A 24,533-nucleotide genomic window follows, 5' to 3' on the forward strand; every position below is an offset into this window, starting at 1 on the left:
TAACAGGATAGCTAAAGACAGCGGGAAAGGAATGAACGGTCATGCCTCAAGGAATACATGTCATTGATTTAGATTTGGGAATGAATACGATTTGGGAATTTGTCAGCGTACTGGAAAACTGGATTCCGCTGGTGCCTGGTTACATAAGTCACGAGATCATCAACGACCGTAAAGTGAATTGGACCTTTTTAGGGGACATTGGGATTATGAAGAAAAAGATAAGTCTGCAAGTGGACATAACCGAATGGAAAGAGCCGACTGAAGTAAGATTTACTTTGACCGGTATCAACGATAATTTTGCCGGAGAAGGCTATTTCCAAGCCAAGGCATTGGATGAGCGACGCACAAAAATGACGGGTTTCCTCGACATCACTGCGAAGGGGCTAAAGGCACCGATGGTCAATTCGATTTTGAAAACCCATGTTCCACAGCTGACGACCGATCTGGCGGAGGCTATTGCCAAACGGATGAAAGAAGCTGCATAAAAGCATGGGTAAAAGGGATGATGGAAGCATCTGGGATAATCGTATAAAATGGGGCTATCAGATTGCCATATGGGAGGATCAACGTGAGTTTGAATGAACGAAACCGTAAAAAGCTTGAGGAGCACATATTTGAGCAAAATGTAGCGCATGCTTCAACCTATTTGCTTGAGACTACGCGCCAAGGGATTCGATGTGAAAAAACGGCGATCGAAAACTATGAAACTCCTTGTCTATCACGAATCGGCGGAGATCCTGACCTGCCGCCCCAACTCGAGTGGCCCCAGACGACGGATGGGACTCCGATGACGTTTTTGCTTCAGCTCAATTTGCAAGAATTGGTAAAGCATGATGAATCTTCACTTCTGCCAGCGAGAGGCATGCTCTATTTTTTTGTAGGGATAGATGAGCCGGCCTATGATATCGAGCATCGTGTGTTATTTTTGCAGGATGATCAGCTCGTCTCCGCTACGCGTCGTCATTCCCCGGGAGAGACTGCCCTGGAAGAGCAATTTGCTGGGTATCAGCTCGGGGCGAGAGCAACGCTCGAGCCTCCAAATTACGCTTATGTAGATTATGACCAGATCGAGACGGATTCGTTCAGTTTCGAGGATTACGAGGATTTTCGCTTTTTGCTCACGGATATGATGGATCATGATGATGTGGCTACGTTGTTCGGGTATCCTACGGGCCAGCACGATGATAGTGAGTACGAAGCAGCACTGATGCTGCTCACAGGAAAGCAATATGACTACAAGATGGAAAAAGCCCTCCATGAGATTACTGCGCATTTTGCAGGAGATGAGACGAAGGCGAAGCAAGAAATCCAGGATACGCTCATGCTGGTGGAAATCGAGTCGGATAACGAGGTTGGTTTTTGTTGGTGGGATGCAGGGGTATTGCAATTTTTCATTCGCAAGGAAGATTTGCTCGCAGGTCGATTTGACCGTACCTATTGCTCACTGTATTCGAGTTGAAATCACGTCTGTACACAGGAATGCTTGATTCAATCGAAGAAAACGGGAAGAACCTGTCCACACCGAGTGGTCAGGTTCTTTTTTGGTGAAGAACATCCTCCAGATCGCAAACATGCACTCCGATATTGTTCATTTCCTGGATGCCTTTCTCGTACACCTGTGACATCGAATCAGCTACCATGACGACGCGGAAGTCCCGCTCACTTGCTTCGTACATGGAGGTGCGCGGGCAGTTGGGGAAGTTGCAGCCTGTAAACACAAGCGTGTCGACCCCGCGCTCTCGAAGAAATGCTTCCAGCTCCGTCTGATAAAATGCACCCCAACGCGGTTTATACATGACCCACTCATGTTCCCCGACTGTCTGAAACTCACCGCTAAGCAGCTTGTCCGTATCCAGGGATGTATAGTGAGAGGAACGGAGCTCGCGGACCAATTCTGCCCCTTCGGTATGTGGAGCAGCGATTTTGGCGCCTTTTTCGATTGCCTCTCGCCGGCAAATATCCACGTTGGAGCCATCCTCCTTGTACAGGCGGATGACGTGAATAATCGGCAGACCTTTTGCCCGATATGCGTCCAGCAGCCTTACCATGTTTGGCAGCACCTGATGTGTACCCATAATTTCAGCCGGGGCGCTTGGTAAAGTGAAATCATTTTGCGTATCAATCGTGATCAGAACGGAAGTATTCCAATTTGGACTCGTATAGCTCATGACTGTCCCCCCTCAATAATGGTTGATCATGAGTCATATTTTACCTTCTAGGCGTGGAAATAACAGTAAAATTTTTGTCCCAGTACCAGCTTCTGACTCGACCTTGATCGTGCCTTGATGAGCGTCGACGACCGCTTTTGCGATACTCATGCCAAGACCAGCCCCTTCTGTACTTTCTTCCGTATTTGTACCTCGATAGTAACGCTCGAACAGTTTGCACTGTGTTTCCTCATCCATACCAATTCCGTTGTCTTCTACGGCAATCCAGGCACAATCTGACTCTGTACCTGTACGCAAGGTGATGCGGGTGCCGGGTGGATTATGCTTGATCGCATTCATAATCAGATTGTCGAGCATTCGCCCGAACCATTTGGTGTTTCCTTTTACAAACAGCTTGTTGGCGTGCTCCTCAAAAATAAAGTCAATCTGCTGGATCGTTGCGTCGTTTACGTAGCGAAGCACGGCTCGACGGACAAACTCATTGAGCTCGATGCTTTCTTCAAACCGAAAATGATTATTTTTCAATTGAAAGGTGAGAGAGAAGTCTTGAAGTAGTTCCACCATATAGTCGCCCTTGCTCCGAATCATCGCCCCCATTTCCGTAAGCTCACTTGGTGAAAAGCTGAATTGCCCACTCTCCAGCAAATGCCCATATCCTTGAATGGTAGCGAGCGGGGTGCGAAGATCATGGGAAATACCTGTCATCCACTCTTCACGCGTCTTTTCCAGGCGAATGCGTTCTTTTTCCGATGTTTCCAGCTTTGTCGCCATGTCATAAAAGCCATCGATCACCTCTTTATACAAACGATAACGCATACGGAGCTTGCCGTTTTTTCGAAATACTTTTTTCCTGTCCTTTTGCGTCAGAGGCTCATGATAATGTCCTTTTCCCATTCGTTCAAACCAATCCGTCAGCAGCAATAAAGGCTGTCCATACCGATATCCGTGCCAAGCTGCAAAAACAAGTGTCATGAGCAGTATGCCAGAGCCGAGGTACACAAGAACGAGAATAACCTCTTGCAGGATCGGTTGACTGGCAACAGCGGGTTTTTCCTCGCCAGCATGTAACAGCCAGACGTTGCCCGTTGATTCATCCGTGTAAGCAGCCATTTTGGAATTGTGCAATGCTGGCTCCAGACGCATGGAAACAAGTTCTAACGGCTGATATTGCTCGCGATGCTTTTCTCCTCCAACTGTTTGGACAACTTCGCCGCTGGTATTTACAATTTCGAGGAACAAGCCTGCTTCCTTGAGCCTGGTCTCTAGCTGGGCAACTGCATCCAAGCGAACGACCCCGAGCTCACTGAAGGCTCCAACCCACTCGCGTAGCTGGTCTGCTCCCGGGTCCTCTACCCCGAGCAAATAAAAGTAAGGATGCTGTTCGGTTGTATCCAGGTGAGTAAACACCCGGAACGACTCAAAACGGCCTGTATCCTGAATCTGTAAAAGCTCCGTTGAACGGTATGAAGACTTCAAGCGGTTGTCCGGGATATTAAAGGAATAGATGACATTCCCATTCTTGTCGACGATTTGCACCCAACAGCCTGCTTCCTTTAGCTGATCAGTCCAGCGCTCGGGGATTGTCGCGATATTTTGCTTAAAGGAGGTTTCTGTTGCAATATTTTCAATCGCCCCAAGCGGAAACGTTTTTTGCAGATCCTGATTCACCAAATAACGGATGAGAACGAGGGTGCACACCAAAAAAGCAATGACAACGAACACCCATAAAGACAGAAACTGAAAGGTAAAATGAAAGGCGATTCGGCTGCGGAGTCGGCTCATAAAGCTCTCTCCTTGAGGAGCTTGTAACCTAGACCACGTATCGTAACCAAATATTTGGGGTCGCTCGGATCGATCTCGATTCGCTCGCGAATTTTGCGAACATGGACCATAACAGTGCTATCGTCTCCAAATCCGTCCAAGCCCCAAACAGCGTCATAGAGCTGCGATTTTGAAAAAACGATATTAGGATGCTTGCACAAATAGAGCAGCAATTGAAAAGCTTGCGCGGGACAAGTGACAGACTCTCCATTCACGATCAACTCACCGGCACTCTCATTGACGAGGAAGTGCCCAAAGTCATATTGGATAGGGTCGTCATTTCCTTTATGGATAGGAAAGGAGGTACCTCTGCGCAGTCTTGCCTTGATTCTCGCCACCACCTCCAGTGGGTTGAACGGTTTGGTGACATAATCGTCTCCGCCTGTTGCAAAGCCGGTGAGCACGTCAAATTCGGATGTTCTTGCGGTAACAAAAATGATGTGCGCATCTGACAGCTCACGGATTTTCGGGCATAACTCGAATCCTGTCTTATCTGGCAGCATGACGTCCAACAAGATAATGTCTGCACCGTGCCTTTCAAGCAAATGAAGTCCCTCTTGCGCTGTTGTGGCTGTGTATATGCGTTGAAAGCCTTCTTTTCGCAGTGTGATTTCCAACATTTGTAAAATTGATTTCTCATCGTCGATCAGTACGATTTTTGCGTCTTGCATCGAATTCACTCCGTTTTCAGAACAATCTTCCTGGTTGTATTGTACAAAACCTTCCTTAATTTTAGCTAAACAAGGGGAGATTGTGTTTAGCAAACGGTAAGGAACCTTTTAGGGTCACTTTAGCTTGCCTTGCTACAATCAAGCCGAGGTGATCATGGTGGACAGCAAACAAAATCGAATCCACATCATAGATGGTTTACGAGGCTTTAGCCTGTTTGGAATTTTGATGGCAAATCTACTCATCTTTCAATACGGGATTTGGGGGAAGGATGAGATTGAACTGTATGCCATTACTGTATTCGACACGGGTATTTACAAGCTGGTCAAAATCTTAATTGAAAGCAGCTTCATGCCGATTTTCACGTTTCTATTTGGCTTTAGTATGATCAAGATGAAAGAAAGCCTGGAGGCAAAGGGATTGGGGACAAAGCGATATTTTGCCCGCCGGTTTCTTTTGCTGCTCGTACTCGGGACACTCCATTCAGAATTTTTATGGGAAGGCGATATATTAGGGTTTTATGGCATGATGGGTTTCTTTCTTTTACTGTTCATGAACCGTAAGCCGAAAACGTTGCTTGCTTGGGGAATCGTCGTCCTATGTGTAATCAGCTTGATAGGGCTCATTCCTGCGGAAAAGAATAGTCCTGAAAATGCAGCCGATCATGCCCGCATGGAGGTCTACGTTCAAAAAACCATGACTGTGTACGGTACGGGGACGTATGACGAGATTAGGCATCACAGGTTAACGAGTGATCCGCTTGGATTGCCTGACTATGTCATGGCCATCATCCTTCTGCTTGCGCCAATCCTGACGGTACCGATGTTTTTATTTGGGATGTACGCTGCAAAAGCGCGCTGGTTTGAAAGGCCACAGGAGGAACGCGCATCGTATTTTACGAAAATGCTCATTTTCCTGCCAATCGGACTTTTCTTGAAAACAGGAAAGGTTCTCGCTCCAGGCTATTGGTGGAGTACAATCGGGGATATTTCAGGGGGAGTTATACTCGCTATCGGTTATATTTTCGCGTTTGTATGGCTTTTCTCCAGCAGACCATCGTCGTCGTGGCTAATGCGGTTCCAAGCCGTCGGAAAATTATCACTGACGAATTATTTGCTGCAAACCGTCATATGTACAACCATTTTCTATGGCTATGGATTTGGCTTGTTTGGAAAGCTGGGTGTATTGGCAGGTTGTGGGGTATCGCTCGTCATTTATATCGTACAGCTTTATCTCAGTCCGTTGTACGTAAAAAGATTTCGTTATGGACCAGTTGAGCGTCTCTTACGGATGTGGACGAATTTTTCATTGTCAGGAAATCCGAAAGCAAAACTGCGCGAGGAAAAGCCTGTTTCCATGTAAGGAAGGAGAGGTGAGAAAGGGTGACATGCCCAATCGCGGCTACGCCAAAATGTATGGCGTAGCCAGGCTATCTAAATTCATCATGCTTTTTCAAACAAGCGGGTAGTGAGAATGCGAGCCAGCTTGTCCACATTCATTCTGCGCATTCCGATGAGTGGTAGTTGACTCCATGCATCGAGACCGTGATTGGAAAAGACCACAAGTCCAATCCCTTTGTCGCGATTAAATGCCGCAAAGCTGCTCGATCCGTAGGTTCCTCCATTGTGCCAGTGAGTGGTGGAGCCATCCTTTTCACGGTAAAACATCCAGCCGTAGCCGATCCCAATACCTTTGCCCGGAAAAATGGAATAGTGCTCCTTGCTACTCTCATCAAGAGCAGGGCATAAGGGATGATCATCGAGTGTCAAATACGCTTCGATGTAGGTGAGCATGTCAGACAGGGAGGATAAAACACCACCGGCAGCTGCAAAAGTATCGTGGAAATCCCAATGGGGCGTCGATTTTCCTTTGGAGGTGTAGACAGGGAGAATCTCATCAGGATGGTGTACCTTCGAGCCAATTCCAGAAGAAGTCATCCCAAGCGGTTGAAAAATCTCTTCATAGAGGGCATCATGCAAGCTTTTCTCTATCTTTCGTGAAAGAAGCCATCCAAGTATTCCAAAGCCAAAATTGGAATAACGATGGCTTGTTCGCGTTGTAGGTCTTTCTGCCATGACAGCATCTATGAGATGGCTTTCCGTATATTTCGCATAAGGGTTCCGTTTATCTGTAATGGTTTCTCGCAGATTATCAGGAATCGGAGGCAAGCCCGCTGTATGTGTGACAAGCTGCAGCAGAGTTGTTTGCTGCGCAAACGAACTAGAAGACCATTCGGGCACAAGATCAGCCAATCGATCAGAATGGTGCCAAAGCCCTCTCTGTTCCCCGATTGCAAGTAAGAGTCCAGTCATTGTTTTCGTGATAGAGCCAATCTCATAGAGAGAATCCGACTGTACGTCCTCGGTCAGCTGCTCTCGCGTCCAAATATGTCTCTGGGTTTTCGTGACCAGCCCAATGGTAAGCTGGTGCGTAGGAGGACTCACGAAGCGATGAATACGCTCCTCTGTCATCACATCTATCAGTGTGATTTTCACAAGTTCACTTCCCTTGAAGGATATCGTGCGGATGCTGCTCTCACTCTAGTCTTACGGTTGAAGGAAATGATGGTTACAGCGATTTCAAACGAGATCTTTTGTTTGAAAATTCAGTTGAATCTCCCCTGAGAGGAGGTCCTATAATTTGTGAACAAGAGGCAACATGGTAGGTCCAAACGGAGCAAGTCGAAAAATAGAGACAAAGGAGATTACCCAATATGAAACAATTCGTTGCAGATCGCGTGATTATCGGAGATGGAGAACAAATCATTGATCAGGGAGCTGTCGTAGTGGACGAGCAGGGAAAGATCGTATCCATCGGCTTACAAGGGGAGCTGCTGCACATTTTTCCTCAAGCGGAGGTGATCCGCTATGACGGCTGTACCATTTTGCCTGGTCTAATCGATTTGCACGTTCATATCGGTTATTGGTGGAGCAAGCCAGATGTGGCCCAGTACAACGATGGAATGATCGCTCTAATGGCGGCAAAAAATTTGCAAGAAGCATTGTCGCTTGGTGTGACGACCATTCGAGATGTTGCTGGCCCAGATGGACTTTGCCGAACCTTGAAAACAGCATGGAAAAAGAAATATATTACATCTCCCCGCATTTTTGATGTGAATCAAGGCATTATTATGACTGGTGGGCATGGCTGGCAGCTTAAGGGAGGGATGCGTGAAGCAAATGGCCCGTGGGAAGTACGGACAGCAATAAGGGAGCAGGTGAAGGCTGGGGCAGACTGGATCAAGTTGATGACCAGTGATCGCACGCCTACTCCCGAATTTACACAGGAAGAGCTGGATGCTGCAGTGGATGAATCCCATCGGTTGGGAAAACCGTGTTGTGTCCATGCTTCACTGCAGCCAGCGATTCAAATGGCAATTGATGCTGGATTCGATACGATTGAGCACGCGACTTTCATGACCGTCGAGCAAGCCAAGCAAATGGCGAAAAAGGATATCGTCTGGGTACCTACGATGATTACGTTTTTTCAAATTGCAAACTACTGCAGAAAATCACTGGAGCAAGCTCAAAAAACAGAAAGCTTTGTTCACGAGCATCTCAAGCAGCAAGCAGTCTTTTTCATTGAATCACAAAAAGCATACAGCGAAAACTTTGCCAGGCTGATGGAGACAGGGGTTAAAATCGCGACTGGAACAGATATCGTGTTGGAGGGCTTCCCGATCACACCTGTGGCTGACGAAATCGGGTTAATGGTAGAACTGGGCATGAAGCCTATCAAAGCTATTCAAGCCGGCACCCAAAATGCTGCTGAAGTGCTTGGTCAAGGCCAAAGATTTGGTACACTTCAACCTGGTTGCCATGCCGATTTGATAGTAGTAAAAGGAAATCCGTTGGACGATATCACCGCGTTAAAAAGTGTGATGGAAGTATTCCAGGAAGGAGTTTCTGTATTTTCGAAAGGGAGGAGGGACAATCAGAGCAGGGAATAATGGCTGAAAAGGGAATTCTTCTCATAAAAGGATTCTCTTTTCTTTTATGAAGAGGCGGATAGACGTTTTGAAGTCTCATTTTGTGGGGTGCTCGAATCTGGGAGAGGAGCTGTGGGCAATGGTAGATGTGTCTGTTCAAAGTGGCAGATATTCAATCGGTGAAGTTGCGAAAATTACCGGAACTACGGTAAAGACGGTACGATACTATGATCAGATCGGTTTGGTAAAGCCAGTAAACCACACGGAAGGTGGCCACCGCCTTTATACAACAGAAGAAATATGGCGACTGGAACTGATCCTGACTCTCCGCTATTTGAGCTTTGGCATTGAGGATATTCGCAAGATCATCTCAGGAGAAATCTCTGTTTTTACTGCGCTTGATTGGCAGATTGAGGCTTTGAGCACGCAGCAGCGGATGATTTCCAATATGATCTCCATTTTGCAACGAGCCAAAGAAAGCGACCACGGAGAAGAATCCCTGCGTCATATCCGCGAGCTAGTCGAGTCCGTCCATATCAGTACGAAGGAACGGAAAAAATTCATTTTAGATAAAATTCAAGAGTCCATGTTCATTGATCAATTTCCTCCCGATTGGCATGAATCCTTGGTGCAAAGTGTGATCGGTGTCTTGCCGCAAGAAGGGAAGCTGACCTCTGGCCAATCAGCTGCGTGGACTGAACTGGAAGAGCTGTTGAATAGCACTGAATTTCACCAGGAATTTCGCGAGAGTATGGGCGTTTTTATAAAAGTGGTCAATCAATATTTGATTGATGCGGAAAAATGGAACAACAAGATGTTCGACTCCTTTGAACGGCTAAGTGTGGCCATTCAAAACCGGGAATCTCCAGATAGCCAAGCGGTACAAGAGGTTGTTGATGATTACGTAGCCGAGTTTGCGGATATGCTGCAGGCCCCTGTTACTCCAGAGCTGCTTCGCCTGTTTATCGGGGTAGCTCGTATTTCGGGAACTAACCGTGTCAGGCGATTTTGGGAGCTGCGTTCGATCGTAAATCCGGACATGAGATTTTTAATCCACACGAAAAACTTGATGTACCAAGGGATACAGTGGAAAATTGCGCAGCTGGAGGCAGGAGAGAGGCTCCATTCGTAGATGAATGAAAAGATCAGTCACAATGTTTGAAGGCCACTTGAAAGGGTGGTCTTTTTTCCAATCTCTGGTATAAGTATAGCCCTAGTGGCGAACCGGTTTTTCTAAAAGTTTGTTTATGAAAAAAGGGTTAAAACGTTTTCAAAAAATTTACAAAAATCTGCATAGGAAATCGAAAGAAGTCGTGGAATTTTTATTTTTTGTCTAATTTACTAACAGAGATACAGAGATTTCTGTAGAAACAAAGGCGGTGCATCTGAGTTATATGTCGATGGAGCAATCGTTGCGAACGGTAGAGGCTATCAAAGAAGAGGAGGACTTTCGGTTTCAGGTATACGCCAGTACTCGCAGAGAAGAGGTATCGGCATGGGGGTGGGAAGTGACACAGCAGGAAGCTTTTTTGCGGATGCAGTTTGAAATGCAGCAAAAGTCATATCGGCTCCAGTATCCAGATGCAAACTATCAGCTTATCGTTGCCGATGAGGAAGCCGTCGGTCATATGCTTTTAGTTCATAGAGATGACAAGATCATCCTGGCTGATCTGGCATTGCTTCCTTCTTCCCGTGGATTTGGAATTGGCTCCACTATCATCCGTCAATTGCAGATGCAGGCGGAACAGCTTGCAAAGACCATCAGGCTTCACGTGATGATCACAAACGAGGCAAGACATCTTTATGAGAGACTTGGGTTTCGAGTAATTGGCGAAAAAGGGCTTCATATGGAAATGGAGTGGAAGAGTGAGGGACTCAGTCTCCTGTGAAAAATTGAGACAAAGTTGAGACTCCTTGGAAAAGTCTGCGTGCTACTATGGAAAAGCTGTGAGACCTACATGTACAAGAACGTATTCTAGCAGAGGTGATAATCATGAGTGAGGCATATTTAGGAGAAATTCGGATGTTTGGAGGCAATTATGCTCCGCAGGGTTGGGCTTTATGTAATGGTCAGCTCTTGGATATTTTTGACAATGAAGCGCTGTATTCGTTACTTGGAACGACATATGGTGGAGATGGGCGGACAACATTTGGGTTGCCGGATTTGAGAGGGAGAATCCCGGTTCACCGTAGCTCAACAATTCCTTATGGCAGTAAGGATGGTGTAGAGTCCGTAACGGTGACAAGCGCCAATCTCCCAGCACATACGCACCTAGCAAATGCGTCCACGGACGGAGGAACGCTAACTTCTCCGAATAATGCCGTCTGGGCGACCTCGACCTTAAAGAATTATTCGGATGGGACAAGCGGGTCCCCCGTCCAAATGAATGTTCAGAGTGTATCTTACGTAGGCGGGAATCAGCCACACGATAATTTGATGCCGTCATTAACTATATCTTTTATTATTTCGCTGTATGGCACATACCCGCCACATTCATAGAGTTAGTTGCGGAATCATATCCATTATTTTTGATAGAGGAGGATTCAAATGTCAGAACCATTTGTAGGAGAACTTCGTCTGTTTCCAATCAACTATGCTCCGAGAGGCTGGGCATTTTGTGACGGACAAATTCTTCAAATCAATCAAAATCAGGCATTGTATTCATTATTAGGAACTACATATGGAGGAGACGGAAGGACTACATTCGCTCTTCCTGATTTACGTGGCAAGGTACCGGTTCATGTTAGTACGTCAATCCCTTATGGAACATCGGCAGGAGAAGCTAGTCACACGCTTACGATAAACGAAATTCCACAGCATACGCATCAGGTCGTGGCGTCTTCGGCCAATGCGACAGCAACCAACCCAGCAGGTAACACATGGGCTCAAGTAGCTGAACCCTATGCTCAAGCAAATTCGTTGACACAGATGAATCCAGCAGCGATAGGAACCGCTGGAGGCAGTCAAGCCCACAATAATATGCAACCCTATCTAGCCATGCACTTTTGTATTGCAGTACAAGGCATTTATCCATCACGCAACTAAGGAGGATTAAATAATGGCAGACGCATATTTAGGTGAGATTCGAGTATTTGCTGGAAACTTTGCTCCCAAAGGCTGGGCACTATGCAATGGACAATTGTTGTCGATTACGCAAAATACGGCGCTTTTCTCTATTTTGGGGGTGCAATATGGTGGCGATGGGAAAGCGACTTTTGCTTTGCCAAACTTGATGGGCTCTGCACCAATGGGACAAGGGGAGGGACCAGGATTGACACCGAGAACTGTAGGTCATCAGGTTGGTTCAGCAACGGTTACCTTATTAACTACAGAAATTCCAGCACATACCCACATCCCAAACGCCTATCAAGCTCCAGGGGGGCTAAACGAGCCTGATAACCATGTTTGGGCTGAAACACCAGCAGCTGGTAGACCCGCTAAACAAACGGAGTTATATTCTGCCACTCCAAATGTGGCAATGTCCCCTCTTGCTTTGTCTGTAGCTGGTGGCAGTCAGCCACATAATAATAGGCAGCCCTATTTAGCGATGAATTACATCATATGCTTGCAAGGGGAATTCCCTGCCAGAGGCTAGTAGCTTTACATTTACATGCATAAAAGCTGCGTACTTTACCATTTCGCAGCTTCTATGTGTGTAAAGGAACGAAGGATAACGGACGCCGACCAGATCATTTGAACAAGGATACTGGTCATTTTGTGATAGATCAAGGCAAAAGCAAGAATGGGAGATGAATTATGTGGGGAAATCGGAGTAGGTTGGGAAGGGAACGGTCGGTTAGTTTGAGAGGGGATCGAGTGAATTCGATTGCACGTATGTCATTCCTGCTTTTTTTAGCGCTAGTGATATGTGTCAATATGGTTCCGCCTAGAATCTATGCAGCATCTACTGGATTAACTGATGGTACGTACGATTTTGGAGGATTAGGGGCAGTTGACAGTGGGGGAGCTGGTTTTAAAAAAGTCGGGGACAAATTTGTCGTCCCAAACGGGTTTTCTCAGGACGGGACAGCGATATGGTCCGAGAATCAGCAGAACCCGAATACAACTGGACAACTCACTATTAAGACAGAGGGTATAGATAAGTGCAGGACGTTTACTTTTCAGAATTTGGGAATTAGCGCTTATGACAATAGCGGATTAAGCTTGCAATCGTTGTCGGTATCTCTATACGATGCTAACCATAATTTGCTCTCAAACTTTTCCACAGGAGCCACCCTTCAATTAAATACAACTGTAACCCAAGTAGGAACGTTACTGAATAATGGCAACTCTTTCAATGTAAATGGTGTTGCATCGTTGGAGCTTTCATGGAAATTTACGAATAATAGAGAGCCCTCCAACTTAAACATTCACAATATTACGATCGCAAATGTAAAAGGTGTAAGTACGATTTCCCCGACAACAGCTTCCTTCGACAAATACGTGTCGGCTGCGAATTATAAAGATATTACTACGACGATGGATTTGAAAGGAAACGTGCTGAGTGGTATTAAAAACGGCAGCACCCCTCTTGTTTTGGGCAGCGATTATACTGTCTCGGGAAGCACGGCAACAATTAAAAAAGAGTACCTCGCAACGCAGGCAGTTGGAACAAGCATTTTGACGTTTGCCTTTGATGGCGGAACGGAACAGACACTGACCATTACAGTTAGTGATACATCCCCCAAGGACAGCACGTTTACCCCAACGACTGCTTCTTTCGATAAGTACCATTCATCAGTGAATTATAAAGATGTTCAAACAACCATGACAATGAATGGGAATACCCTGAGCTCTATCAAAAACGGAAGTACGCCCCTGGTGCTAGGAACAGATTATAGCGCATCAGGGAGCGTAGTAACGATCAAAAAAGAGTACTTGGCTACGCAAGCAGTTGGAACGACCAGCCTGGTTTTTACCTTCAGTGCTGGTGCGACGAAGACGTTGGCAATTACGATAAGTGATACGACACCTCAGAATAGCACGATTAGCCCAACGACAGCATCCTTCGATAAGTACACATCGGCCACTAATTATAAAGATGTACAGACAACGGCGACATTGAACGGGAATACTCTGAGTTCTATCAAAAACGGAAGTACGCCTCTTGTGCTAGGAACAGATTATACGATATCTGGAAGCACCGTAACGATAAAAAAGGAGTACCTGGTTTCGCAAGCAGTTGGAACAACAAGCCTAATTTTTACGTTTAGCGCAGGTGCGACGCAGACGCTAACAATTACAATGAGCGATACAACACCGCCACCCACCTACACCGTAACGTATAACGGCAACGGTGAAACCAGCGGAGCAGCCCCAACAGATAACGGCACCTACGAACAAGGCGACACCGTATCGATACTGGGAAGTGGAACACTCGCGAAAACTGGGTACACTTTTGCAGGATGGAACACAGCAGCAAACGGAAGCGGAACTTCCCATTCAGCAGGCTCGACGCTGACAATGGGCACAACCAACGTCACACTGTACGCACAGTGGACCCCAGTCCAAGCACCGAAGTACAACGTAACGTATAACGGAAACGGATCAACCAGTGGAACAGCACCAACAGATAGCGCTACCTACGAACAAGGCGATGCCGTAACGGTATTGGGAAGTGGAATACTCGCGAAAACCGGGTACACTTTTGCAGGATGGAACACAGCAGCAAACGGAAGCGGAACTTCCCATGCAGCAGGCTCGACGCTGACAATGGGCACAACCAACGTCACACTGTACGCACAGTGGACCCCAGTCCAAGCGCCGACCTACACCATAACGTATAACGGAAACGGAGAAACCAGCGGAGCAGCCCCAACAGATAACGGCACCTACGAACAAGGCGATACCGTATCGATACTGGGAAGTGGAACACTCGCGAAAACAGGGCACACTTTTGCAGGCTGGAACACAGTAGCAAACGGAAGCGGAACAGCCTATGCGGTAGGCTCCACACTGACGATGGGCACAGCGAACGTCATACTATACGCACAGTGGACCCCAGTCNACGAAAACCGGGCACACTTTTACAGGCTGGAACACAGCCGCAAACGGAAGCGGAACTTCCTATGCAGCAGGCTCGACGCTAACCATGACCGCCGCGAATGTCATACTATACGCACAGTGGACCCCAGTCCAAGCCCCGGCGTACACCGTAACGTATAACGGCAACGGAGAAACCAGTGGAACAGCACCAACAGATACCGGCTCCTACGAACAAGGAGACATTGTAACGGTACTGGGAAGTGGAACCCTCGCAAAAACAGGGTACACTTTTACAGGATGGAACACAGCAGCAAACGGAAGCGGAACTTCCTATGCAGCAGGCTCCACACTGACGATGGGCACAGCGAACGTCACACTGTACGCACAGTGGACTCCAGTCCAAGCGCCGGCGTACACCGTAACGTATAACGGCAACGGAGAAACCAGTGGAACAGCACCAACAGATAACAGCACCTACGAACAAGGCGACACTGTAACGGTACTGGGAAGCGGAACGCTCGCGAAAACTGGCCACACTTTTGCAGGCTGGAACACCGCAGCAAACGGGAGTGGCACGGCATACAAGGCAGGCTCAACATTTACAATGGGCACGTCCAATGTAACCCTTTACGCTGAGTGGAAGTACACGCCCGTACCTGTCTTCGATGAAATCGTGTCTGTCACACAGCCAACAGAAATGACCGACATACCAAACGGTACCGCCAAAACTCCCTCTGCTCTCGGACTGCCTTCACAGGTAGAGGCAAGTTTGTCCAATGGCAGAACAATGAATATTGATGTTATCTGGTCAGTAGCAGATGCGAACTACGACCCTGCGGTAAAGGAAGAGCAGCGTTTTACAGTAACCGGCAAATTGGTCAATTTACCAAGCGATGTGCACAATAGCCAAAATCATTCAGCCACCATTCGTGTCACGGTAAATGCAGCAGATGATGAAGCTGAACCGAAAGACATTGTTTCCGTCCAAACGCCAGACGAGATTACAGGTGTGGCAAATGGGACAGCCAAAACGGCAAAAGCACTGGGCTTGCCTCAGCAAGTAAAAGCTTTCCTGGATGACGAGAGCAGCATCAATATTCGTGTGGACTGGGACGTGGAGAGCGCAGACTACGATCCCGAAATGGAAGAAGCACAGACATTTACGATACATGGACAGCTGATCCTGCCAAAAGGAATTACCAACACCCATAACAAGCAGGCAAGCATACGGGTCAGTGTTGACGCAGCAGACACAGAGGGTGAGGAGGGGGACATCGTTTCGGTAACAGACCCTGATGACATTTCAGGTGTCGAAAACGGGACGAGGAAAACTGCATCTGCACTCGGTTTGCCATATGAAGTAGAAGTCACGCTGGATAATGGCAAAACGATCTTTGTTGGCGTCAATTGGAATTTGAATGAAGCGGATTACAATCCTTCCAGCGATAAAAAGCAGCGCTTTACAGTCGAGGGAGTGCTGACGAAGCTTCCTTCGGGGGTCAGTAACAGTAAAAAGCTGAAAGCGAAAATCCAGGTGACAGTAGCTGCAGCCCCTCGGGATCGTGACCGGGATGATGAAGATCGAGGAAAAGGTTCTGGAAGCAGCTCAAACACAAAATCTGACTCCACACGTACTGGTATTGTAGAAGCAGGAACTTCCAGTGGATTGCGGGAGCAGATCAAAATTACGAGGAAGCAAAACTCCAAAGGCAAAAAGATCGATGAAGTTGTGTTCGATACAAACGACGCAAGAGAGATCTTGAACCTTGCCGAGGAAAACAACAAGGGAACCATCCGAATCATTGTAGACGATCTGCCAAATGACCCAGCGGATGAAGTGGTCATCAACATCATGAAGAGAGCATTGGAACGGCTACAAAATGAAGTTGCGCTGGAAATCCAGACACCGTCACTGATCATCACCATTTCCAAAGAAATGCTGGCAACCATACCAATCGATGAATTGTTCTTCCGCATTGTGCCTGTTCCTGATAGAAACGCGCAGCAAGCGGCTATCGAACGAGCTATCAACGCAAAAGAAGTGAAGCAAGCAGCAGGAGGACAAGACGTTCAAGTGATAGGAGCTCCGATGGTGATCGAGGCCAACTATCAAAATCGAACCACATCGATCCTGTTCCAGTTGAAAGACTCCGGCTTGCCTACCAATTCTGTTGAGCTGCAAGCACTGCTTGCCTCTTTGTTCGTGTATGTGGAGCATACAGATGGAGAGACAGAGCTGCTGAATGGCAAGCTCAAATACGATCAAAACGGAAAATTGTTAGGAATCGAAATTGAAATTGATAAGTTTAGTACATTCACCATTCTGTCGTTGAAGGGCAAAAAACAGCAGCCGTATTTAGCAGGATATCCAGATGGAACGTTTCGACCAAACAGCCATTTGACCAGAGCGGAAGTGGCAACGATCCTGTACCAATTCCTTCAGGCAGAAGGAAAAAAAATGACGACTTCTGTAAGCTATCGTGATGTAGGACCAGACCACTGGGCAGCTAATGCGATCTCGCTGGCATCTAGTGAAAAGCTAATGGCAGGAGATACAAGCGGCTTGTTCCAGCCAAATGCAAAAGTCAGCCGAGCTGAGATGGCAAGCATCATTGCAAAATGGAAACACCTTGCTTCCAGTGGTAAGACGTCATCTTTTGCAGATACAAAAGGGATCGCCCAAGAAGCCAGCATCGCTGTAGTGGCAGAAAAAGGATACATGATCGGGTTTCAGGATGGATCATTCCGTCCGGATCAAATACTGACTCGTGCAGAAGCTGTCACCATCATCAATCGCTTGACGGGAAGAGCGTCAGTAACCGATGCAGTGCAAACCTGGTCAGATGTTCCAGCTAGTTTCTGGGCATTTGCTGAGATTATGGCAGCGACAGGGTACAAGAAATAGGAGTAAGCAAGGAAACGAATACAATAACCAATCCGCTCAGGTGAACCGCTACGCTCGCCTGAGCGATTTTATGTAAATGGTAGCTGGCTCCGAAAGTGAAACAGCGACAACCAAGGATGGGACATATCATCCTAGGCTGTCGCTGTTATTTTCCTGATATTTCTGTTGGAGACTCTACCATTTCACAGTAAGAATACTAATATTGCCAATATCCAAGCTTTCGATGTTTACGGAAATTTCCGGTTTGCCCTGTTGTTTTAATACATAGCCTCCCCAGTTTCTTCCGCCATAAGCCGTATACCCTGAGATATCCAATCCAAACATGTCTTGGATAAGCGGTTTTGTCACAGAAATAGCCTCATCTATGGACTTGATTTTATACTCCGATACGTAGCGGGTGTAATATATTTTTCCAGTGATAGCTCCCACTTTTACGGAATACTTGTCTTTTGTATTGCTAAGGGTCCAGACCTCTTCTTTCTTATCCGTTGATTTCCTTGCTTCAGTAAAAGAGATGGGTTTGTTATTTGCCAGACGCATAAGCGATTTTTGGGCGAGCGATACGACCTTTTGATCGACATCCGCAGGTTGATGATCAATTGAGAAAGCGGTCACTTTATTTGTTTTCAGGTCAACGCTAACATACTGATTGTTGTTTGGCTTCGAGACATCTGAATAGAAAGAAAGGGTAGTTCCTTCCAAGTCTTGAAAGAGATGAGCTTGTTCTATACGAACCTCTTGCTTCGCATCCTGAAAGGCAGCTCGTGCCGTATTCGCATAGGCTTGGTACATTTCAGGCAATTCATCTCCAGCTAGAATTACGGAGACAGTACGAACATCCTTCGTATTCGCTAAAAATGTTACGATTGCCTCACGATCCTTTGTCCTTACGATAAAGGTATCTGCATCTTGTTCCGTTTCTTCAAAATTGAATTTTTTGGTAATGCCAACAGCTTCAATCGCTTTTTGGGCTGCCGTACTATATGTTTGGTCCACGGTAGAAGTGCTACCGGTTGTTTCTGTCGGGAATACGATTGGTTTCATCCAAATAAATACAAAAAGCAAAGCACAAGTGACGAATCCGTTTGCCACCCATACCAAATATTTTCTCTGTCGTTGCTGTGAAAGCATCTTTCGGCGTTCCTCTCGAATGTTCTCCAGTATTTTTTCGTTTTGGTCCCTGGGCTGAACCTGATCCGGGAAATCCCGTAACTCTTCCAAAATGATCTGCTTATCGTATGAAAGCATCTGTCATCGCCTCCGTTACAGGTGCATTCTTGCTATTTTGAACAGCTTTTAATGCGCGATGCAAAGTAATGTGGACTTTGGCTTCGCTCCATCCCAAGACCTCTGCGGTTTCTGTGCTGGATAATCCCTTGATCCCTCGCAAGATCAAGACGTCCCGATACGAGCTTTTCAACCGGTTGATGGTTTCATAGAGAATCCGTTTGTTTTCACCAAGCTCCAAAGACTCTTCTGGAGTTTTGTCATGCGAGACTAGATGCTGCAAGAATAGATCGGGCAGCCAGTTTCGCAGTTTTTTCTTACGCTTCTCATCGATGGCGACATTTCGCGCAATGGCAAAAAGCCATGTCTTTGGGTTCGAGATCTGGGATTGCTGGGGAGCCTTTAATGCTCGGATAAAGGTTTCTTGAACAAGATCATCGATATCCTTTCGTCCTGTGTAATAAACAAGAAAACGATAAACATCATGGCTGTATGCTCGAAACCATTGTTCGATGCGATTGTCATCCAATTGTTTTCCACCTCCTATTTCCACTGTAAAGACGGAAAAGAGGCCTACCATCTTTCACTTTATATGAGGAATTTTTTTAACCTTGTTAGAAGAGAGTTGACGAATCTGAAAGGGTACAGTAAAGTAATGTATTATTGTTAACTGGTTAACGATGCTGGAAGGTGGTTATATCGTTGTCGCTTAGTCAGAAAGAAAAAGCGTTACAGGCAATCAGGCTATTCATTTTGCAGAGAGACAAAAAAGCAAAAGAGCGCACCACGCTGCTAAGCTCTCTTGAAAATGAATGGACGATGACACAGCTGCACATCGTTTCACTTATACAGGAGCATTCTTCTTCAGCGAACAACGCTTTTCTCGCCTGTCAGTTACGTCTATCCAAACCCGCCATTACGAAAGCAGTAAATGGTTTGCTGGAAAAGGGGATAGTCGTCTCAGGCAAAAAAGAAGATGATCAAAAATGCGTGTACTACTCGCTGACAGAGGCAGGTCAAAGGCTCGCAATCAAGTATGACGAACAGCATCAAAAAGTAATCCAGCGCTATAAAGAAATGCTGAACTCTTTTCAAAATAATGAATTAGAAGTCATTACACGATTTATGAATGCGTGGACACAGCTGATCGACAAGCCATTGCTTGTGGATGAAGCAGCAAATGCGACGAAGGGTGATTGTGTTGAAGATTAATAAAAAATACGAGCATGTTTTGTTTACCTTTTTCATGGCATTCGGGATGTCTTGCCTGATCTCTTTTTTCATGATGGCAGTTAATTTTGGATTTAATTCACTTTTATTAGAAAAATGGCTACATGCCTGGCCGATGGCGTTTGCACTGGCTTTTCCATGCGCCTATTTTTTGCCGAAAGCAATCAGAAAGCTTATGAAGAAAATCACGTTCGTCGAAAGCGACTGATTCGATTTCAAATATGATTTCTTGCATGACGCTTGGATTTCCAAGTGTTTTTCTTTTTCGGCAAAAAGTGCTGTTCCCAAGGGTATACCTGGTCGAAAAATGTTGAATCGTCCGCAATCTGTCAGTAAAATCGAGAAGAAATGAAAAGATGCAGCCTCATTAAGGGGAGATACGATTGCTCAGAAGAATCTTGCTCATCATATTTATTAGCTTGCTCTCTTTCTCTCTCCTACCTTTATCCGTTTTTTGGGATATCGATGAACCAAAGAATGATTGGGTTGTTCGACATGGCGTCATGGATTTGACGACGTGGGATTTTGAGCATGACAAAAGAATCAAACTGGACGGAGATTGGGAATTTTATTGGAATCAACTGTTAACCCCCGACGACTTCAAACGAACAAACAAGCCTTCTCCCACTACTTTTATGTCAGTACCTTCGCAATGGAACGGAAAACTTATCGATAACAAGCCATTGCCTGCATATGGTTACGCCACCTACCGGATGGTCCTCAAAAATGTTCCCTACAGTGGAATTTTTGCCTTGAAGAAAACGAATATCCGTTTTTCAAGTGCTATTTACGCCAATGGCTATAAACTGTTTGAGGATGGCAAGCCATCAAGTAAAAGCAGTACATATCTCGCGGGTAATGTCTCGAAGCTCGGTTCTTTTTCGAGTGAAAAGGGAGACGTCGAAATTATTGTTCAGGTCGCCAATTATGATTACATCAATTCAGGTATTCCGTTGTCGATTTACTTTGGCGGGCAAGCAGACATGAATGAAATTCAACAGAAAAATATGGGGTACGAGCTAGGTACTTTGGTTATTCTGGGTACATTGGCGACGATTTACTTCATTTGTTTCATAACCGCGAGCCTATACGGAAAAAAAGATTATTCCCTGTTGTTCTTCGCTATCGTTTGTTTCCTCTATGCAATATACAACGGGTTGATCAGCGAGCGGCCGCTTTTGCTGTTTTTCCATCATGTTTCATTTGAAGCGATGTACAAATGGAAGGATATAGTTTCTACGATCTGCTTTATTGTTCTCGCTGTTTTCTTCTACCAATTGCAAAAGAACATTATTTCTTTGAAATTTACACAAATCGTATCTGCCTTTTTAGGAGCCTATCTGTTGCTCATTATTTTCCTGCCGATTCATGTTTATATGGAATTTCAGGCTTATATTATGGTCTTGTACGAGCTGATGCTTTTCTGGCTATTGCTGAGAACGGCCACTTTGTATCTCAAAAAAACGAGTAATAGCTCCTTTAAATCATTTTTGATGTTTATGGCAATTCTCACGATTAATTTGTACTCTCTTGACCTTATCCTGTTTGCCTTTTCCATCAAAGATAACATTTGGCTAGGACAGCTTTATATCGTCGCGTTTAATATCATCATGGTCTTTTTGATCGTCCTTCGCTTTTTCGAAGCTTATCATACCATCGATGAAATGAAAGACCAATTGCTTCAACTGGACAAGATCAAGGACGATTTTCTCTCAAATACTTCACATGAATTAAAAACACCGCTTAATGCCATCGTGAGTATTACGGATACGCTGATCAAGGGTGTGGAAGGCCCTGTATCGGAAAAGCAAGCGTACAATCTGGCTGTTGTTTTAGAAAGCGGGAGAAGACTGACCTATCTCGTCAATGAATTGCTTGATTACTCCAAAATGAAACATGGAGATATTTCGTTGTATAAAAGCAAGATTGACCTGAAGGCTGCTGTCGATTCGGTTATCGGAATTCATCTGTTCTTGCTGGGAGGAAAGCAGATTACGCTTGTCAATAAAATTGCGGAAGATGCTCCACATGTTTTTGCAGACGGGAACCGCTTGATCCAGATTTTGCATAATCTGCTAGACAACGCAATCAAATTCACGGAAAAGGGAAGCGTGGAGATTAGCGCAGTTTCCGTCCGGGAATTGATAGAAGTTCGTGTAGCCGATACCGGAATTGGGATCGGAAGAGAAATGCAAGAACGTATTTTCTATGCTTTTGAACAAGAAGATGCTTCGGTAACGAAGAACTATGGAGGAACGGGCCTCGGTTTGAGCATAACCAAAAAGCTTGTAGAGCTACATGGAGGGGAGATTCGTGTAGAATCTAGCCCGGGACGAGGCTCGGTATTCATCTTCACGATACCTGTTGCCAAAAAGGAAGATCGTACAGTCAAACGGCGTACGGAGCAACGCTTGCACCAGATTCCACCGATTTCTCATGGAGATTATCCGATCTGGATCGAAGGGCAACGAGAAGAAACGATTTTAGTTGTGGATGATGATTTTGCGAATTTACAAGCCATGATTAATTTGCTTAAGCTGGAAGGTTATTCGATTGTTGTCGTGAATCGCGGGCGATTAGCACTGGAGGAGCTCACCAGGAAAAACAATTTTTATCTGGTGATAGTAGACATCATGATGCCAGATATGTCAGGCTATGAGGTGCTGAAAATCATTCGAGAGCGCTTCTCGACCTCGGAGCTGCCCGTTCTGATGCTAACCGCTAAAAACAGGGTCACGGATATGATGGTGACGATGGAGAATGGGGCCAATGACTTTGTTGGAAAGCCATTTGAGGCAGAAGAGCTGATGGCACGAGTGAGGAGCTTGACCCGCTTGAAGGCATCCGTAAAAATGGCCAAGGACGCGGAAATCGCCTTTTTACGTTCCCAAATCAAGCCTCACTTTTTGTTCAATGCTCTAAATTCCATTGCGGCACTATGCATGGATGAACCACAAAAAGCAGAAGAGCTAACCCTGCAGCTCTCGGATTATTTGAGAGGAAGCTTTGATTTTAGGCAGCTCGATTCTTTGACAACGATTGAAAATGAATTGAGCCTGGTAAACGCCTATATTATGATCGAAAAGGCAAGGTTTGGGTCCAGGCTTCAAGTGGAATATGATATAGAAGCGAACCTGGAGCTACAGCTCCCGCCGCTCATCTTGCAGCCTCTGGTAGAAAATGCGATCAGACATGGATTGATGTCCAATTTCCGCGGAGGAACGGTAAAAATAGTGATCAAGCAACGAAGCGACGATGTGGTCAGCTTTACGGTAGAGGACGACGGATGCGGGATGAGCGACGAAAAAGTCGAGGAAATCATGCTCACCGATGTTCGTAAAAAAGGTGTAGGGCTGTGGAATATTAGTCAGCGAATCAAGCTTCTTTATGGGAAACGTCTGCGGATTGAAAGCAAGGAAGGAACCGGGACGAAGATTTCTTTTGACATACCTGCTCTGCCAAGGATAGAAATGGGGGATGGAAGCGTTGCTGCGAGCCATTATCGTGGATGATGAAGAGCTATCCGTGAAACGGTTGAAAAAAATACTATCTGACAGCAGTATGATTGATTTGAAAGAAGCGTTTCAAAATCCGCTCGATGCGTTTGAATATGTGAAGGAAAACAAGATCGATATTGCTTTTTTAGATATTTCCATGCCAGAAATTAATGGCATGAAGCTCTCCAGCCTGCTGCGCGAGCACAATGCTGCTGTTGATATTGTTTTTGTCACCGGGTTTGATGAGTATGCGGTACAAGCCTTTGATATGAATGCACTGGACTATTTAATGAAGCCCGTTTCTGCTACGCGTATGTCCAAAACACTGGATAAAATCAGAACGAAGCATCGGTTTACAGCTGCTTCTCCGACCTTAGCTGTCCATCTGTTCAATGGCCTAAAAATTTGCTGGAACGATCAAGAAAAGCAGCCGATCAAATTAAGAAGCCCGAAAACAGAAGAATTATTTGCTTTTTTGATGTACAAAGGCACGGTCAGTCGCGAGGAAGTCATCGATATGCTGTGGAGAGAGCTGGGGCATGAAAAAGCGCTGAAAAATTTGAATTCTAACTTGTATTACATACGAAAAGCCATTGGTGCAAGTGAAGCGGGTGATTATATCCAGGCAGGCAGAAGTGAGATTGGGATTGACCGCGACCTCGTATATTGTGACTTGTACGAATTTGAGCAAGTCATGAAACAAATCAGGCTGGAACCTGACAAAAATGAGAGCTTGATCGAACGCGTCGAAGCGCTGTATACGGGCGCATTTTTAAGTGGGAAAGCGTATGAATGGGCTAGTGAAAAGGCGAGACGGCTCGAGCAGGATTACATTTCGATGCTGGAGCTAGCAGCAAGATTTCAGCTAAAACAAAATCAACTTAACAAGTCCTTGCATTATTTTCTGGAAATACTCAAAGTGGACGGACTACGAGAAGATATCAGTCATGAAATCATCCTGATCTATATCGAATTAGGGAGAAAGAATGACGCAATCAGGCAATATCGATTACTGGAGGAAACGTTGCAGCATGAACTGGGGACTCAACCTGATCCGTACATTCAAAATGTGATGATGAGCCTGACGAAATAAAAAGGTCAT

20 protein-coding genes and 1 pseudogene are annotated in these 24,533 nt (G+C 45.7%); 15 read left to right on the forward strand and 6 right to left on the reverse strand.

What is annotated here, in order from left to right:
• Positions 1-41 precede the first annotated feature (41 nt).
• Positions 42-485, forward strand: a complete 444-nt coding sequence (locus ADS79_RS05550) for an SRPBCC family protein (protein WP_049737419.1) — start codon at positions 42-44, stop codon at positions 483-485.
• An 83-nt stretch (positions 486-568) separates the two neighbouring features.
• The gene (locus tag ADS79_RS05555) at positions 569-1,459 is read left to right on the forward strand and encodes a YwqG family protein (RefSeq protein WP_049737420.1); all 891 of its coding nucleotides are present in this window, start codon (positions 569-571) and stop codon (positions 1,457-1,459) included.
• A gap of 70 nt (positions 1,460-1,529) precedes the next feature.
• On the opposite strand, the gene ADS79_RS05560 is transcribed toward ADS79_RS05555, so the two are convergent.
• From ADS79_RS05560 to ADS79_RS05570, 3 genes are read right to left on the reverse strand one after another with little or no spacing between them, the layout of a single operon-like run.
• Entirely contained in the window at positions 1,530-2,168 is a 639-nt protein-coding gene (locus tag ADS79_RS05560; protein WP_049737421.1) for a cysteine hydrolase family protein, read from the reverse strand.
• Positions 2,169-2,201: 33 nt separating this feature from the next.
• On the reverse strand, positions 2,202-3,950 hold the full coding sequence (locus ADS79_RS05565) for a sensor histidine kinase (RefSeq protein ID WP_049737422.1): 1,749 nt from the start codon (positions 3,948-3,950) through the stop codon (positions 2,202-2,204).
• Positions 3,947-4,660: a response regulator transcription factor gene (locus ADS79_RS05570; RefSeq protein WP_049737423.1), complete on the reverse strand. Its 714-nt coding sequence runs from the start codon at positions 4,658-4,660 to the stop codon at positions 3,947-3,949. Before ADS79_RS05570 ends, ADS79_RS05565 begins: the two co-directional genes overlap by 4 nt.
• A 157-nt stretch (positions 4,661-4,817) precedes the next feature.
• Here ADS79_RS05570 and ADS79_RS05575 point away from each other — a divergent pair, with 157 nt between their 5' ends.
• Positions 4,818-6,020, forward strand: coding sequence for a DUF418 domain-containing protein (locus ADS79_RS05575; RefSeq protein ID WP_049737424.1), 1,203 nt, complete (start codon positions 4,818-4,820; stop codon positions 6,018-6,020).
• Between the two features lie 80 nt (positions 6,021-6,100).
• On the opposite strand, the gene ADS79_RS05580 is transcribed toward ADS79_RS05575, so the two are convergent.
• A complete protein-coding gene (locus ADS79_RS05580) occupies positions 6,101-7,153 on the reverse strand; it encodes a serine hydrolase domain-containing protein (protein WP_141260902.1) in 1,053 nt (350 codons plus the stop codon).
• A gap of 218 nt (positions 7,154-7,371) precedes the next feature.
• On the opposite strand from ADS79_RS05580, the gene ADS79_RS05585 reads away from it, so the two are divergent.
• The 8 genes and pseudogenes from ADS79_RS05585 to ADS79_RS36590 form a co-directional block, all read left to right on the forward strand.
• Positions 7,372-8,607, forward strand: a complete 1,236-nt coding sequence (locus ADS79_RS05585) for an amidohydrolase family protein (RefSeq protein ID WP_049737425.1) — start codon at positions 7,372-7,374, stop codon at positions 8,605-8,607.
• 67 nt (positions 8,608-8,674) lie between these two features.
• Entirely contained in the window at positions 8,675-9,718 is a 1,044-nt protein-coding gene (locus ADS79_RS05590) for a MerR family transcriptional regulator (RefSeq protein WP_049737426.1), read from the forward strand.
• 268 nt (positions 9,719-9,986) lie between these two features.
• On the forward strand, positions 9,987-10,475 hold the full coding sequence (locus tag ADS79_RS05595; protein WP_161807258.1) for a GNAT family N-acetyltransferase: 489 nt from the start codon (positions 9,987-9,989) through the stop codon (positions 10,473-10,475).
• 104 nt (positions 10,476-10,579) lie between these two features.
• Positions 10,580-11,086: a phage tail protein gene (locus tag ADS79_RS05600; RefSeq protein WP_049737428.1), complete on the forward strand. Its 507-nt coding sequence runs from the start codon at positions 10,580-10,582 to the stop codon at positions 11,084-11,086.
• Between the two features lie 48 nt (positions 11,087-11,134).
• Positions 11,135-11,632 carry a phage tail protein gene (locus ADS79_RS05605; RefSeq protein ID WP_049737429.1) on the forward strand — a complete coding sequence of 166 codons (498 nt, stop codon included), beginning with the start codon at positions 11,135-11,137 and terminating at the stop codon, positions 11,630-11,632.
• Between the two features lie 13 nt (positions 11,633-11,645).
• The gene (locus ADS79_RS05610) at positions 11,646-12,182 is read left to right on the forward strand and encodes a phage tail protein (protein ID WP_049737430.1); all 537 of its coding nucleotides are present in this window, start codon (positions 11,646-11,648) and stop codon (positions 12,180-12,182) included.
• A gap of 221 nt (positions 12,183-12,403) precedes the next feature.
• A partial coding sequence (locus tag ADS79_RS05615; RefSeq protein WP_236699896.1) for a X2-like carbohydrate binding domain-containing protein occupies positions 12,404-14,593 on the forward strand: 2,190 nt, incomplete at its 3' end.
• A 1-nt stretch (position 14,594) separates the two neighbouring features.
• Positions 14,595-17,477, forward strand: a pseudogene (locus ADS79_RS36590) (InlB B-repeat-containing protein); the annotation flags it as partial.
• 174 nt (positions 17,478-17,651) lie between these two features.
• On the opposite strand, the gene ADS79_RS05625 reads toward ADS79_RS36590, so the two are convergent.
• Both ADS79_RS05625 and ADS79_RS05630 read right to left on the reverse strand, forming a co-directional pair.
• Complete coding sequence (locus tag ADS79_RS05625) at positions 17,652-18,725, reverse strand: hypothetical protein (protein ID WP_049737433.1); 1,074 nt, start codon at positions 18,723-18,725, stop codon at positions 17,652-17,654.
• Positions 18,709-19,233: an RNA polymerase sigma factor gene (locus ADS79_RS05630; protein ID WP_049737434.1), complete on the reverse strand. Its 525-nt coding sequence runs from the start codon at positions 19,231-19,233 to the stop codon at positions 18,709-18,711. Before ADS79_RS05630 ends, ADS79_RS05625 begins: the two co-directional genes overlap by 17 nt.
• A 173-nt stretch (positions 19,234-19,406) precedes the next feature.
• Between ADS79_RS05630 and ADS79_RS05635 the strand changes: the two genes are divergently transcribed.
• From ADS79_RS05635 to ADS79_RS05650, 4 genes are all read left to right on the forward strand, one after another.
• Complete coding sequence (locus ADS79_RS05635; RefSeq protein WP_084765644.1) at positions 19,407-19,916, forward strand: MarR family transcriptional regulator; 510 nt, start codon at positions 19,407-19,409, stop codon at positions 19,914-19,916.
• Complete coding sequence (locus ADS79_RS05640; protein ID WP_049737435.1) at positions 19,906-20,142, forward strand: DUF2798 domain-containing protein; 237 nt, start codon at positions 19,906-19,908, stop codon at positions 20,140-20,142. The genes ADS79_RS05635 and ADS79_RS05640 overlap by 11 nt, the downstream gene beginning before the upstream one ends.
• A 175-nt stretch (positions 20,143-20,317) precedes the next feature.
• Positions 20,318-23,446 carry an ATP-binding protein gene (locus ADS79_RS05645; RefSeq protein ID WP_049737436.1) on the forward strand — a complete coding sequence of 1,043 codons (3,129 nt, stop codon included), beginning with the start codon at positions 20,318-20,320 and terminating at the stop codon, positions 23,444-23,446.
• Positions 23,412-24,524 (forward strand): response regulator, encoded by a 1,113-nt coding sequence (locus tag ADS79_RS05650; RefSeq protein WP_049737437.1) that lies wholly within the window; start codon positions 23,412-23,414, stop codon positions 24,522-24,524. The genes ADS79_RS05645 and ADS79_RS05650 overlap by 35 nt, the downstream gene beginning before the upstream one ends.
• Positions 24,525-24,533 lie beyond the last annotated feature (9 nt).

This window comes from Brevibacillus reuszeri, assembly GCF_001187725.1.
GTDB classification, from domain to species: domain Bacteria; phylum Bacillota; class Bacilli; order Brevibacillales; family Brevibacillaceae; genus Brevibacillus; species Brevibacillus reuszeri.

What these genes read in the sequence shown, in the direction of transcription:
- ADS79_RS05650 (WP_049737437.1), top strand. Translation starts at nt 23,412, where the DNA reads ATGGAAGCGTTGCTGCGAGCCATTATCGTGGATGATGAAGAGCTATCC.
- ADS79_RS05600 (WP_049737428.1), top strand. Translation starts at nt 10,580, where the DNA reads ATGAGTGAGGCATATTTAGGAGAAATTCGGATGTTTGGAGGCAATTAT.
- ADS79_RS05565 (WP_049737422.1), bottom strand. Translation starts at nt 3,950, where the DNA reads ATGAGCCGACTCCGCAGCCGAATCGCCTTTCATTTTACCTTTCAGTTT.
- ADS79_RS05585 (WP_049737425.1), top strand. Translation starts at nt 7,372, where the DNA reads ATGAAACAATTCGTTGCAGATCGCGTGATTATCGGAGATGGAGAACAA.
- ADS79_RS05560 (WP_049737421.1), bottom strand. Translation starts at nt 2,168, where the DNA reads ATGAGCTATACGAGTCCAAATTGGAATACTTCCGTTCTGATCACGATT.
- ADS79_RS05550 (WP_049737419.1), top strand. Translation starts at nt 42, where the DNA reads ATGCCTCAAGGAATACATGTCATTGATTTAGATTTGGGAATGAATACG.
- ADS79_RS05570 (WP_049737423.1), bottom strand. Translation starts at nt 4,660, where the DNA reads ATGCAAGACGCAAAAATCGTACTGATCGACGATGAGAAATCAATTTTA.
- ADS79_RS05610 (WP_049737430.1), top strand. Translation starts at nt 11,646, where the DNA reads ATGGCAGACGCATATTTAGGTGAGATTCGAGTATTTGCTGGAAACTTT.
- ADS79_RS05595 (WP_161807258.1), top strand. Translation starts at nt 9,987, where the DNA reads ATGGAGCAATCGTTGCGAACGGTAGAGGCTATCAAAGAAGAGGAGGAC.
- ADS79_RS05605 (WP_049737429.1), top strand. Translation starts at nt 11,135, where the DNA reads ATGTCAGAACCATTTGTAGGAGAACTTCGTCTGTTTCCAATCAACTAT.
- ADS79_RS05625 (WP_049737433.1), bottom strand. Translation starts at nt 18,725, where the DNA reads ATGCTTTCATACGATAAGCAGATCATTTTGGAAGAGTTACGGGATTTC.